General features: G+C 71.9%; 11 protein-coding genes. 2 read left to right on the top strand and 9 right to left on the bottom strand.

Features of this window, described 5'->3' with window-relative positions:
• Nucleotides 1–57 precede the first annotated feature (57 nt).
• Nucleotides 58–1,392, top strand: coding sequence for a PH domain-containing protein (locus J8M51_RS36595; RefSeq protein WP_086759989.1), 1,335 nt, complete (start codon nucleotides 58–60; stop codon nucleotides 1,390–1,392).
• Nucleotides 1,393–1,959: 567 nt separating this feature from the next.
• On the opposite strand, the gene J8M51_RS36590 is transcribed toward J8M51_RS36595, so the two are convergent.
• Both J8M51_RS36590 and J8M51_RS36585 read right to left on the bottom strand, forming a co-directional pair.
• Nucleotides 1,960–3,555: a coiled-coil domain-containing protein gene (locus J8M51_RS36590; protein ID WP_256965120.1), complete on the bottom strand. Its 1,596-nt coding sequence runs from the start codon at nucleotides 3,553–3,555 to the stop codon at nucleotides 1,960–1,962.
• Between the two features lie 210 nt (nucleotides 3,556–3,765).
• Complete coding sequence (locus J8M51_RS36585; protein WP_086757321.1) at nucleotides 3,766–4,890, bottom strand: alpha/beta hydrolase; 1,125 nt, start codon at nucleotides 4,888–4,890, stop codon at nucleotides 3,766–3,768.
• Between the two features lie 193 nt (nucleotides 4,891–5,083).
• Here J8M51_RS36585 and J8M51_RS36580 point away from each other — a divergent pair, with 193 nt between their 5' ends.
• Nucleotides 5,084–6,976 carry a phosphatidylglycerol lysyltransferase domain-containing protein gene (locus J8M51_RS36580; protein ID WP_256965118.1) on the top strand — a complete coding sequence of 631 codons (1,893 nt, stop codon included), beginning with the start codon at nucleotides 5,084–5,086 and terminating at the stop codon, nucleotides 6,974–6,976.
• A 52-nt stretch (nucleotides 6,977–7,028) separates the two neighbouring features.
• On the opposite strand, the gene J8M51_RS36575 is transcribed toward J8M51_RS36580, so the two are convergent.
• The 7 genes from J8M51_RS36575 to ftsH all read right to left on the bottom strand — a co-directional run bounded on the left by J8M51_RS36575 (nucleotide 7,029) and on the right by ftsH (nucleotide 13,013).
• A complete protein-coding gene (locus tag J8M51_RS36575) occupies nucleotides 7,029–7,514 on the bottom strand; it encodes a DUF3180 domain-containing protein (RefSeq protein WP_086757319.1) in 486 nt (161 codons plus the stop codon).
• A 119-nt stretch (nucleotides 7,515–7,633) separates the two neighbouring features.
• Nucleotides 7,634–8,248: a 2-amino-4-hydroxy-6-hydroxymethyldihydropteridine diphosphokinase gene (gene folK, locus J8M51_RS36570; protein ID WP_086757317.1), complete on the bottom strand. Its 615-nt coding sequence runs from the start codon at nucleotides 8,246–8,248 to the stop codon at nucleotides 7,634–7,636.
• Entirely contained in the window at nucleotides 8,245–8,604 is a 360-nt protein-coding gene (folB, locus tag J8M51_RS36565; protein WP_086757315.1) for a dihydroneopterin aldolase, read from the bottom strand. Before folB ends, folK begins: the two co-directional genes overlap by 4 nt.
• 197 nt (nucleotides 8,605–8,801) lie before the next feature.
• Nucleotides 8,802–9,305 carry a nuclear transport factor 2 family protein gene (locus tag J8M51_RS36560; RefSeq protein WP_086757313.1) on the bottom strand — a complete coding sequence of 168 codons (504 nt, stop codon included), beginning with the start codon at nucleotides 9,303–9,305 and terminating at the stop codon, nucleotides 8,802–8,804.
• Complete coding sequence (gene folP, locus J8M51_RS36555; RefSeq protein ID WP_086757311.1) at nucleotides 9,302–10,171, bottom strand: dihydropteroate synthase; 870 nt, start codon at nucleotides 10,169–10,171, stop codon at nucleotides 9,302–9,304. Before folP ends, J8M51_RS36560 begins: the two co-directional genes overlap by 4 nt.
• A gap of 20 nt (nucleotides 10,172–10,191) precedes the next feature.
• Entirely contained in the window at nucleotides 10,192–10,797 is a 606-nt protein-coding gene (gene folE / locus J8M51_RS36550) for a GTP cyclohydrolase I FolE (RefSeq protein WP_086757309.1), read from the bottom strand.
• 200 nt (nucleotides 10,798–10,997) lie between these two features.
• Nucleotides 10,998–13,013: an ATP-dependent zinc metalloprotease FtsH gene (gene ftsH / locus J8M51_RS36545; protein ID WP_216591040.1), complete on the bottom strand. Its 2,016-nt coding sequence runs from the start codon at nucleotides 13,011–13,013 to the stop codon at nucleotides 10,998–11,000.
• Nucleotides 13,014–13,107 lie beyond the last annotated feature (94 nt).

Below are 13,107 nucleotides of genomic sequence, written 5' to 3'. Positions count from 1 at the left end.
GACGCGGTGCGGGACGCGGACGGCTCGGGCGGGGCCGAGCCGTCGGGCGGAGGGACCGTGGAACTGGAGGCGGCGGGCGCGGGTGGGGCGGCCCAGCGGCCGGTCGTCGAGCATCGGCTGCATCCGGTGACACCGCTGCGGCGGGCCTGGGCGCCGGTGGCGGTGCTGATCGGCTGGGGGGTGCACGATCCGGACGGGGCCCAGCGGCAGCTGATGCGGCTCGACACGTCGACCCTGCTGATCGCGCTCGCGGTGTTCGTCCCGGCCGCCGCCCTGTACGGCTTCCTGACCTGGTGGTTCACCCACTTCGCGGTGACCGACAGCGAACTGCGCATCCGTACAGGCCTGGTGTTCCGCCGCACCGCCCACATCCGGCTGGAACGCATTCAGGCCATCGACGTCACCCGTCCGCTGCTGGCCCGGATCGCGGGCGTCGCCAAACTCAAGCTCGACGTCGTCGGCACCGACAAGAAGGACGAGCTGGCCTATCTCGGCGAGGCGCACGCCGGCGCGCTGCGGGCCGAACTCCTCGCCCGCGCGGCCGGTTTCGCGCCCGACACCGCGCACGAGGTCGGGGAGGCGCCGGTACGGCAGCTGCTGAAGGTCCCGGCGGGCGTGCTGGCCATGTCCCTGGTCCTGACCGGCGCCACCTGGGCGACCCTGGTGGCCGCGGTCGTCGTGCCGTCCCTGCTGTGGTTCGCCACGGAGAGCGTGTGGACCGTCCTCGCGACGGCGCTGCCGCTGCTGGGTGCGGCCGGGGCGAGCAGTGTGGGGCGGTTCGTCGGCGAGTACGACTGGACGGTCGGCGACTCCCCCGACGGGCTCCGCATCGACCACGGGCTCCTCGACCGGGCCCACGAGACGGTCCCGCCCGGCCGGGTGCAGACCGTACGCCTCGTCGAACCGCTGCTGTGGCGGCGCCGCGGGTGGGTCCGGGTCGAGCTGGACGTGGCCGGCTCCTCGAACTCCGTCCTCGTACCGGTCGCGCCGCGTGAGGTGGCCGAGTCGGTGATCGCGCGGGTGCTGCCGGGGGTGGCCGTACCGGACACGGCGGCGCTCGTCCGGCCGCCGGGGCGTGCGCGGTGGTGCGTGCCGTTGTGGTGGCGGGGGTACGGGCTCGCCGTCGACGACGCGGTGTTCGCGGCGCGGCACGGGCTGCTGCGGCGCCGGCTCGACCTCGTGCCGCACGCGAAGGTGCAGAGCGTACGGCTGTCCCAGGGGCCCTGGGCACGGTACAAGGGGCTCGCCGACGTACGCGTCGACACCGGCGCCAACAAGACGGTGACCGCGCGCCTGCGGGACGCCGGGGAGGCGGCGGAACTGCTGCGGGCACAGGCGGAGCGGTCACGAACGGGGCGGCGGGAGGCGCTGCCGGACCGGTGGATGGCCTAGCCGGGGACCGGGCCCGGAGGGTGGTTGGGGGCACCCCGGGGTTGCGCGGGCACGCGGCGGCTTGATGGGGCAGACGGCCCCCGGGGGTGGGCAGGCACCCGGCCCTCGATGGGGCGGCACCCCACGGCCATGGTGAGTGCCCGGGGCTCGCTGGGGCGGCACCCCGGAGCCGGACAGGCACCCGGCGGCTTGAAGGGGCAGACGGCCCCCGGGGGTGGGCAGGCACCCGGCCCTCGATGGGGCGGCACCCCACGGCCATGGTGAGTGCCCGGGGCTCGCTGGGGCGGCACCCCACGGCCATGGTGAGTGCCCGGGGCTCGCTGGGGCGGCACCCCGGAGCCGGACAGGCACCCGGCGGCTTGAAGGGGCAGGCGGCCCCTGCCGTGCGGGTGCCCGGCGGCGGCTGCCCGGGGGTGGGCATCCCGTGCCTGGGCAGGGCGCCCGGCGGCTTCGGCCGGGCGCGGGGTGGCTTCGCTTGCCGGCGCTTGCCGGGTGCCTGCCCACCCGTGCCGCCCCAGCGGCACGATTGCCCGCAGGGGGGGTGGGGGTGGGCCGCAGCGAGGCGGTCTAGGACGCCGCCGTGCGCAGGCTCTCCACGTTGATCTGTTCCGTCTCGTCGTGGGCCGTGAGGTCGATGACCTGGCCGATGCCCCGGGACGCTTCGTCGGCGGGCTTGAACCGGGCCTCGGACTCGGCCTTGTGGAGTGCGAGGGCTTCCTGGCCGACCACGTCGGCGAGGTCCTCGTTCTGCACGGCCTCCAGGGCGTCCGCGCCCTTCTGCGTACCGAAGAAGTCGAACCCGCCCTCCACGGCCACCCGTCGCTGCGGCGCGGCCGGCATGACGGCCACGGCGGTGGGCACCGTGAAGTGACCGGCCGACGGCAGCGCGGGCAGCGCGGCCGGGGCCTCCTGCTCCGCCTGCCGCACCTGGCCCACCCGCCCGGACGGCTCCACTCTCGTCAGCTCGCCCACCCCGGTCGACCGGGCCGGCGCGGAATCGGCGGTCGCGCGCTCATGCCCGCGGACCGCCACGGACTTCCCCGCCGCGTCGTCCTCCTCGGCGGTGAGCACGGGAACCGGCTCCTCCGCCACCTCGGCGGAACGTCCCTGCCGAGTGCCCCCATCGGTCGGCCCGTCCGGATCCCCCTTGGGAGAAGGACCACCGCCGCCCTTGGGCGAACCCCCCTTCGGGGCCTGCTCCTTGACAGCCGCACCGCCCGATTCGGCGGGAGCGGGCTCCTCGGCGGGCCCGTCGGACTCGTCGGACTCGTCGGCCCCGGGGGCGTTCTCCCCCTCGACAACCGCCTCTTCGGATACGGCGTCGGCGTCGGCCTCGGCGTCGACACCGGCCTCGGGCTCGACCTCGGGCTGGACCTCAGGCTCGGGCTCGACCTCGGGCTCAACCGTCTCCGCCGACGCGGCCTCGTCCTTCACCGCACCCCGCTGCGTGATGATCCGGTCCAACGCCGAGTTCGCGCGCAGGAAGAGCGAGGAACCGGACGGCGAGAACACGGAGATCGGATCCGCCGCGTCGGTCGGGGCAGCCACAGCCCCGTCCTTCGCGCTCGTCGCCGCCTTGGCCGCCGCCGCCTTGGACGCCGTCTCCCACGAGGCCCAGGGCGCCCCCGACGCCGGAACCCCCTGCGGCGGCACCGGCGAGACCTCGGCCGGAGCCGCGTCCGTGTCCGTGTCCGCGTCCTCCGGGGCGGTCGCCTCGATCTCCAGCAGCCGGCGGCCCTCCAGGGCACTGGCCCGCTCGGTCTCGGCGGTGGCGTAGCGGCGCAGCAGGGCGGCGTGTTCGTTGCGCAGGCCCGCCAGTTCGGTGCGCTTGGCGCGGAGCTTGTGCTCCAGCTTGGTGCGCAGCTCGCGGGACTCGTCGAGGTCGGTCTCCAGTTCGGCGGCCCGCTCCTCATGACGCCACTCGTCGCTCGCCCGCGCGCGCGTGAGGTCGGCGACGCGTTTGCCCGCCTCGACGTCCCAACGGCGCATGACGGCCGCGCCCACGGCCGCGGTCGCCGCCGCGACGGCGGCGGTGACCCGCAGCACCGACGGTTCGGAGAACACCCAGGGCCCGAGGGCGCAGACGAGCGAGACGCCTGCGATCGCCGTGGGGGGCAGCAGCCTGTGCAGAGGAGGTGAATGGCGGTGACGTCCACGTGGCATGGCCAGAAACTTACCGCGCGTAGGCGAATGATGGTGCCCCGGGCCGTAAAAACTCAGCCGCCTCCCAAGCTCTCACAAGCCCTCACAGGCTCCCTCACCGCCGGTGCACCAATACGCCCACCGGCGACTCCTCTACTGGATCAACGCCATTGAATCCAGATACGCCTTGGCCACATCTGTCGCATGCCCCCGCCCGGGCATTCCGACGCGTCACCGATCGCTCAACCGCCCGCTGATCCACTGCAAGGTCGCCGGGATCTCGCGCCGCCAGGTGTTGAAGTTGTGCCCGCCGCTGTCGAGGATGATCGACGAGATCCGCGTCGGCCGCTTCTTCTTCACCTGTTCGATGAACGCGAGCGTGGCCCGGTAATTGGTCTCCCCCTGTTTGCTGCTGGTGACCAGCAGAGAGGTGTCCGGCGCCGGACGGTGTTTCAGATACCAGAACAGGTCCGCCTCGTTCCGCAGTGTCTTGTCACCCTGGAAAAGATCACCGGTCGTCGCGTCGATCGGCGCCTTGTAGTACGGCGAGAGGCCCGCGCCGGCGGCGTACACCCCGGGGTGGTGCATGGCGAGTTTCAGCGCGCAGTAGCCGCCGGTCGAGTCGCCGATGATCCCCCAACTCCCGGGCTTCTTCCCGACCCTGTAGTGGTGGCCCACGGCGTCCGGCAGATCCCTGGCGAAGAACGTCTCGGTCTGCGGCCCGCGCGGGACGTCCACGCACTCGGTGTCGCGCGGCGGCGCCACGGTCGGCCGCAGCATGACCAGGATCATCGGCTGCGCCTTGCCGTCCCGGGCCAACCCGTGGGCCGTCTGCGGAAAGTGGAGCCCCTTGACGAGCGCCTCGGCGGTCCCCGGGTAGCCGGTGAGGACGACGGCGGCCGGGAAGGTGCGGGTGCGGTACCGGGGCTGGAAGTACTCCGGCGGCAGATACACGTACGCCGGGCTCGCGATCCGGCTCGTGCGGCCGACGATCTCGACCTTCTGGATCTGGCCGCCGACCGTGGGGCGGGCGCCACCGGCCACGTTCACCGGTTCGGTGTCGACGACCCGCAGCGGGCCGCCGGTGTCGGCCCCGTCGTGGTCGACCACGACCCCCTGCCCGGTCTCCCGGCCGAGGAGGTCGGCCCAGCTGGCGTAGAACCCGAAGGCCTGGTTGGCGGCGAGGCCCACCGACGCGAAGACGGCGACCTGGGTGGCCAGCAGGACGACGATCCGGCTGGCGACCGGCCGCCAGCCGCGCCGGGCCAGCCGCGGCCACAGCCACACCGTGCCGATGAACAGCAGCACGGCGGAGAGCACCGCCAGCACCAGCACCTTGTTGCTCGTAAGACCCATCGGGTTGTCCCCCGCCGCCTTTCCATTCCCTGTCTTTCCCTGCTCTTTGGCTCAGCTTTCCGATGGAGAGTGAACCTTCCTCGCCAACCCACCGTCCTAGAGGGCGCAATGTCGCCGGATGCCGGAAAAGGCACCGGATCCAAGCTCACTCGCGGAACTACGGGATGCGATGTCTGTCAGGACAGATGGGGAAATGTCGGGCGGGGTTCCGGACCGATCGGACCAGTCGGACCGGTCGAATCCGTCGACCCGGCCGGACAAGGCGGACAGGGCGGGCCGCCTCCCTTCGGGCGCCGTCCGGCGCGGCTACGGCGCCGTGCGCGGCGCGCTGAGCGGCCCGCGCCCCGAGGCGGTGCCCGCCCTGGTCGCCAGGGCCTGCACGCTCGTCGGACTCGTGGACATCGCCGCGGGTGTGTTCCCCCGCTTCCGGAACAGCCGGATGCACACGCTGGCCGAGGTGCTCCCGGGAGCGCTCGGCCCGTTCGCGGCGGCCCTCTCGCTGAGCGCCGGCGTCCTGCTGCTCCTGCTCGCGCACGGTCTGCGCCGGCGCAAGCGGCGGGCCTGGCGCGCGGCGGTGTTCCTGCTCCCGGCCGGGGCGATCGCCCAGTTCACCTACCGGCACTCGCTCGTCGGCGTCCTCGTCTCGCTCGCGCTGCTCATCCCTCTGGTGCGCCACCGGGACGAGTTCCGCGCCCTGCCCGACCCGCGCAGCCGCTGGCGGGCGCTGGCCAACTTCGTGCTGATGGGCGCCGGTTCGATCGTCCTCGGTCTGCTCGTCGTCAGCGCCCACCCGGGCCGTATGGTCGGCGACCCGAGCCTCGCGGACCGGCTCGAACACGTCCTGTACGGCCTCTTCGGCTTCGAGGGCCCGGTCGACTACGCGGGCACCACGTCCTGGACGGTGGCCTTCTCCCTGGGCGCCCTGGGGCTGCTGACCGCCATCACCACCGTCTATCTGGCCTTCCGCCCCGAGCACCCGGCGGCCCGGCTCACCGCCGACGACGAGGTACGGCTGCGCGCCCTGCTCGACCGGCACGGCGGCCGCGACTCCCTCGGCCACTTCGCGCTCCGCCGCGACAAGGCGGTCGTCTTCTCCCCCAGCGGCAAGGCGGCGGTGACGTACCGCGTCGTCTCCGGGGTGATGCTGGCCAGCGGCGACCCGATCGGCGACGTCGAGGCCTGGCCCGGCGCGATCGAACGCTTCATGGACGAGGCGAAGGCCCACTCCTGGACCCCGGCCGTGATGGGCTGTTCGGAGACCGGCGCGGAGGTCTGGACCCGGGAGACCGGCCTGGCCGCCCTCGAACTGGGGGACGAGGCGGTGGTGGACGTCGCGGATTTCTCCCTCGCCGGACGCGCGATGCGCAACGTGCGTCAAATGGTGAAGCGCATCGAGCGGCTCGGCTACGAAACCCGGGTACGGCGCGTCCGTGACCTCGGCGAGGCGGAGCTGGAGAGGATCCGCCGGGCCGCCGAGGACTGGCGCGGCACCGACACCGAGCGCGGCTTCTCCATGGCGCTCGGCCGCGTCGGCGACCCGGCCGACGGCGACTGCCTCATCGCCACCGCGCACAAGGCCGACGAGTTCCCGGGGGCGTACGGCGACCTCAAGGCCGTGCTGCACTTCGTGCCCTGGGGTCCCGACGGCGCCTCCCTGGACCTGATGCGCCGCGACCGCTCCGCCGACCCCGGTATGAACGAACTCCTCATCGTCGCGGCCCTCCAGGCCGCCCCCCGCCTGGGTGTGAGGCAGGTCTCGCTGAACTTCGCGATGTTCCGCTCGGCCCTGGCCCGCGGCGAGAAGATCGGCGCGGGACCGGTCCTGCGTGCCTGGCGCGGCCTGCTGGTCTTCCTGTCCCGCTGGTTCCAGATCGAGTCGCTGTACAAGTTCAACGCGAAGTTCCGGCCGCGCTGGGAGCCCCGCTTCGTCGTCTACGCCAGCTCACGCGACCTCCCGCGCATCGGCTTCGCCGCGATGCAGGCGGAGGGGTTCGTGAACCTCGCGCTGCCCCGCGTACTGCGCCGTCGCGCGAAGCCCCCGGCCCCGTGCGCGCACGCGGTGCGCTCCGCGAGCAACGCCGTCTGAGCGGTGAGGCCGTCCGAGCCGTGAGGCCGCGGGGAGGGCGCGGGCCCGGCGTTCAGGTGGCCCGGGCCGCCCCGCCGCCCGTGTCGTCGTCCTCCGGGAGCTTGCAGACCCGCTCCAGGAAGAAGGCGGCCACTATGACGCCGAGGCCCGCGAGGACGGAGAACCCGGCGTAGATGGCCTGGTCGCGGCGGGCCGGGACGTCCAGGTACTCCAGGAGGAAGGCGCCGACACCGCCGTACATCCCGGCGACGAGCGCGGCGACCAGGGCGCTGGCCTGGCCGAAGACGACGGCGCGGGCGGCCATCAGGGGCTCCACGCCCTTGGCGTCCGGCCGGCGCTCCCGCTGGGCCTTGAGCCGGGCCCGCAGGGACAGCGCGGTGGCCGTCAGCACGGCGGCGATCAGGGCGAGCACGATGGGCGCGGCCAGTGGGACGCTCGGCAGGGTGCCCACCGAGTTCCACAGCCGGGCCCCCGCCCAGGACAGCACCCCCGCCACCACGAACACCGCGGCCAGCGTCCTGATGCGCAGCTCTTTCACGATGCCCCTTCGACGAGCCCGATGGTCCACGGAAGCCGGGTCCACGGGCGCCGGACGGTCGGCCCGGCCGGTGGTCCCGACGGTGTCGGGGATGATCCCGACCCGGTAGACCTTAACGACTACTCGGGCAGGTGGAGTTCCAGGTCGGCGCGGGGCGAGACGCCCTCGCCGGTGACCTCGTCCAGAAGCGCGGCGACCGGGCCCCGCCCGGCGAGCCGGGCCTCCGGCTCGACGTCGTACCAGGGGGCGAGGACGAAGGCCCGCTCGTGCGCGCGCGGGTGCGGCAGGGTCAGCGCCGGGTCGTCGGAGACGACGTCCGCGTACGCCACGATGTCGACGTCCAGGGTGCGCGGCCCCCAGCGCTCGTCCCGCACCCGGTGGAAGGCCTCCTCGACGGCCTGGGCCCGCTCCAGCAGGGAGGACGGCGGCAGGGTGGTCTTCAGCACGACCACCGCGTTGAAGTACGAGGGCTGGCTGCCCGGCGCCACCCCCCACGGCTCGGTCTCGTACACCGGGGACACGGCCTTGACCCGGACGCCGGGGGTGTCCTCCAGCGCGTCGATGGCGCCCTGGAGGTTCTCCAGCCGGTTGCCCAGGTTCGAGCCGAGGGAGAGCACGGCCCGGCGGGGGTTGTGCAGGGTGGTGTCGGCCTCGTCCACCTTCCGCACGACGGAGGCGGGCACCGGCTGTACGGTCGGGTCGCTCTGACCCTCGGTGAAGAACGACGCGGTCATACTCGGCTCCGGGTGATGGTGACGGTCACGTCGTCGAAGGGGACGGTGATCGGCGCGTTCGGTTTGTGCACGGCGACCTCGACCTCCTGGACCCCCTCGTACTTCAGGCACGCCTGGGCGATGCGCTCGGCGAGGGTCTCGATGAGGTTCACCGGCTCGCCCTCGACGACGGCGACGACCTCCTCCGCCACGATCCCGTAGTGCACGGTCTTCGCCAGGTCGTCGTCGGCCGCGGCCGGCCGGGTGTCCAGGCCGAGCGTGAGGTCCACGACGAAGGTCTGGCCCTCCTCCCGCTCGTGCGGGAACACCCCGTGGTACCCACGGGCCCTGAGGCCGCGCAGCGCGACACGATCCACGCGAATCACTCCTGACGATCGTCGACGACGGCCGATGCCGACCGGTGTCCCACCGGTGACTTCCGTATGCGCGGATGTGCGAGCGGCACACCGGCCCCTTCGAATCTACCTGCGAGCACCGACAGCGCTCACCCACGACGGCTCGGGTCCACCCGTGTACCGGCAGGGTTCACCGGGCGTTCCCCCCGCCTACCCGCTCAGGAGGGTGACTCGTCCCCCTCGTCGTCATCGGATTCGGTCAGGACCGGGGAGCCGTGGTGCGACCAGAGCTTCCAGCCGTCGGACGTGCGGCAGAACACGTTCGTGGCGACCACCAGCTGCCCCACCAGCGGCCCCAGCTCGTCCCCGCCGTCCGGCGCGGGCCCCCCGCTGAGGATGTTCTCGGTGCAGGTGACGAGCGCGGTGTCCCCGGTGACCGACACATGCACATCGGTGAGGAAGAACTGGATGTACTCGGTGTTCGCCATGATCAGCGCGTACGACCGCAGCACCTCGCCGCGCCCGGTGAGGACCGGCCAGCCGGGGTGGACGCAGGAGATCACCCCGGTGTCGGCGGGGTCGTGGTACTCCTCGTCCACGCCCACGTCGGCCGGGCTCAGCCAGAGCGAGGAGAGCGTCTCGAAGTCGCCCTGTTCCATCGCCTCGTAGAAGGCGCGGTTGGCGAGTTCGACCTGTTCGACGTCGAGGTGGGGGGCGCTCACCGCTCGCGGGCCCCTTCGATGGCGCGGGCCACCCGGACCGCGTCGGCGGTGGCGCGGACCTCGTGCACCCGGACCGCCCAGGCGCCCTGCTGGGCGGCCAGGGCCGACACGGCGGCCGTGGCGGCGTCCCGTTCCCGGGCGGGCGGCGGGGCGCCCTCCGGCCCCGCCAGGACCCGGCCGAGGAACCGCTTGCGGGAGGCGGCGACCAGCAGGGGCCGGCCGAGGCCGTGCAGCCGGTCGAGCCGGGCGAGCAGGGCGAGGTCGTGCTCGGCGTCCTTGGAGAAGCCGAGGCCCGGGTCGACGATCACCCGGTCCGCCGCGACACCGCCCTCCAGCACCGCCTCCACCCGCACACGCAGTTCGTCCAGCACCTCGGCGACGACGTCCTCGTAGACGCCCTTGACGTTGGCGCCGCCCTGCATGAAGCCCCGCCAGTGCATCACCACGAAGGGGGCGCCCGCGTCGGCGACCACCGGGATCATCGCGGGGTCGGCGAGGCCGCCGCTGACGTCGTTGACGAGGGTGGCGCCCGCCGCGAGCGCCTGCTCGGCGACGACGGCGCGCACGGTGTCCACGGAGACGACCACGCCCTCGGAGGCCAGCCCCCGCACGACGGGGACGACCCGCTTGAGCTCCTCGGCCTCGTCGACGCGGGTGGCCCCGGGGCGGGTCGACTCACCGCCCACGTCCACCAGGTCCGCGCCCTCCGCGACCATGTCCAGGCCGTGCTTGACCGCGGCCGTGGTGTCGAACCAGCGACCGCCGTCGGAGAAGGAGTCCGGGGTGACATTGACGACTCCCATGACCGCGCAACGGTCCCACCCGGGCATTCCGGCCACCTGGCCGCGCCGGTTCTGCTTGCTCATACGCCCAGCCTAGGGGGTGGTCAGTGGGCCATGATGAGGCTCATCGCCTCGTTCCGGGTCGCCGCGTCCCTGAGCTGGCCGCGCACCGCCGACGTTATGGTCTTGGCGCCGGGCTTGCGGATGCCCCGCATCGACATGCACATGTGCTCGCACTCCACGACCACGATCACCCCGCGCGGCTCCAGGATCTCCATCAGCGAGTCGGCGATCTGCGTCGTCATCCGCTCCTGGACCTGCGGGCGCCGGGCGTAGACGTCCACGAGCCGTGCCAGCTTCGACAGACCGGTGATCTTTCCGCTGGTGGACGGGATGTACCCGACATGGGCGACGCCCCGGAACGGCACCAGATGGTGTTCGCAGGTGCTGTACACCTCGATGTCCTTCACCAGCACCATCTCGTCGTGCCCGAGGTCGAACGTCGTGGTCAGCACGGACTCCGGCCGCTGCCACAGTCCCGCGAAGATCTCCTTGTACGCCCGCGCCACCCGCGCCGGTGTCTCCCTGAGCCCCTCCCGGTCGGGGTCCTCACCGACCGCGATCAGCAGCTCCCGTACGGCGTTCTCGGCTCTCTTCTCGTCGAACTCGCCGACGGTGCCGTCACCGTCCAGTGTCACGGGATCGGTCATGACGTGCCTCGTTCCTGAACCTGCGACGCGTACGGACTACGCGTCTCACCTTTCGGCCACGTTCCGCCCATGTCGTGGCCATACGGAAATGCCGCGCCCCCCAGGCTAATTCCAGGGGGGCGCGGCATCCATTCCGGGATGGGTGAGGCGGCGGGGCCGGGAGCCGGGGCTCCCGGTGGCCGGTTCTCACCGGTGGGGCATCAGCTCTCCGGGCTCTCCTCCGGCGTCGCGTCGACGGGCGCCTTGGTGGTGATCGCCGGCGTCGCGCCGTTCGCGCCGTTCGTCAGTGCCAGCTCCCGGGGGGAGAGCACCGGCGGACGGGTGGAGGGGGTGCGGCGGGAGGAGCCGGTCCAGGCGGGCCGGGCCGGACGCTTGACGATGGCGGAGAAGATCTCGGCGATCTGCTCCTTGCCCAGCGTCTCCTTCTCCAGCAGCTGAAGCACCAGGTTGTCGAGGACGTCGCGGTTCTCGACCAGGATCTCCCAGGCCTCGTTGTGCGCGTTCTCGATGAGCTTCTTGACTTCCTCGTCCACCAGCGCGGCGACCTCTTCCGAGTAGTCACGCTGGTGAGCCATCTCACGTCCGAGGAACGGCTCGGTGTTGTCGCCGCCGAACTTGATGGCGCCGAGACGCTCGGTCATGCCGTACTGCGTGACCATCGCGCGGGCCAGACCGGTGGCCTTCTCGATGTCGTTCGCGGCGCCGGTGGTCGGGTCGTGGAAGACCAGTTCCTCGGCGGCGCGGCCACCCATCATGTAGCCGAGCTGGTCGAGCATCTCGTTACGGGTGGTCGAGTACTTGTCCTCGTCCGGCAGGACCATCGTGTACCCGAGGGCGCGCCCTCTGGACAGGATGGTGATCTTGTGGACCGGGTCGGAGTTCGGTGAGGCCGCCGCGACCAGGGCGTGTCCGCCCTCGTGGTACGCGGTGATCTTCTTCTCCTTGTCGGACATGATCCGGGTCCGCTTCTGCGGGCCCGCGATCACACGGTCGATCGCCTCGTCCAGCATGTGGTTGTCGATCAGCTTCTTGTCGCTGCGGGCCGTCAGGAGCGCGGCCTCGTTCAGGACGTTGGAGAGATCGGCACCCGTCATACCGGGGGTGCGGCGGGCGACGGCGCCGAGGTCGACGTCGGGCGCGACCGGCTTGCCCTTCTGGTGGACCTTGAGGATCTCCAGACGGCCCTGCATGTCCGGGCGGTCCACGGCGATCTGACGGTCGAAGCGGCCCGGGCGCAGCAGCGCCGGGTCGAGGATGTCCGGGCGGTTCGTCGCGGCGATGAGGATCACACCGCCCTTGACGTCGAAGCCGTCCATCTCGACGAGCAGCTGGTTCAGCGTCTGCTCGCGCTCGTCGTGACCACCGCCGAGGCCGGCGCCGCGGTGGCGGCCGACCGCGTCGATCTCGTCGACGAAGACGATCGCCGGGGCGTTCGCCTTGGCCTGCTCGAACAGGTCACGGACCCGGGAGGCACCGACACCGACGAACATCTCGACGAAGTCGGAACCGGAGATCGAGTAGAAGGGGACGCCCGCCTCGCCGGCGACGGCACGCGCCAGCAGCGTCTTGCCCGTACCGGGCGGGCCGTAGAGCAGCACACCCTTCGGGATCTTGGCGCCGACGGCCTGGAACTTGGCCGGCTCCTGCAGGAACTCCTTGATCTCGTGGAGTTCCTCGACGGCCTCGTCCGCACCGGCGACGTCCGCGAACGTCGTCTTCGGGGTGTCCTTGGTGATGAGCTTGGCCTTGGACTTCCCGAACTGCATGACCCGGGAGCCGCCGCCCTGCATCTGGTTCATCAGGAACAGGAAGACGACCACGATCAGGACGAAGGGGAGCAGAGACAGCAGGATGCCGACGAAAGCGTTCTGCTTGGTCGGGGAGACCGTGTAGCCGTCGGGGATCTGCTTGTTCTGGAACTTGTCCTGCAGGGTGTTGGCGAGGGTGACGCCCTGGTCGCCGATGTAGCTCGCCTGGATCTTCGAGCTGCCCTCGATCTTCTGGCCGTCCTTGAGCTGCACCTTGAGGAGCTGCTCTTCGCCGGTGGTCAGTTTGGCTTCTTTGACCTTGTTGTCATTGATCGCCTGGACCACCTGGCCGGTGTCCACCGTCTTGTAGCCGCCGGACGAGCCGACGACCTGCATCAACACGACCACGGCAAGGACGGCCAGCACGATCCACATGACTGGCCCACGGAAGTATCGCTTCACGTCCATCCATACGGAGCGGTGCCGCCCCGTCCCTCCTGCCATAGTGAGTTTGATAAAGACTTTTACAGACTGCTCTTCGGACGGTACCCCAGCATTGTCA

Origin of the sequence: Streptomyces griseiscabiei (assembly GCF_020010925.1) — a bacterium.
GTDB classification, from domain to species: domain Bacteria; phylum Actinomycetota; class Actinomycetes; order Streptomycetales; family Streptomycetaceae; genus Streptomyces; species Streptomyces griseiscabiei.
This window is presented reverse-complemented; position numbering and strand designations above follow the sequence as displayed.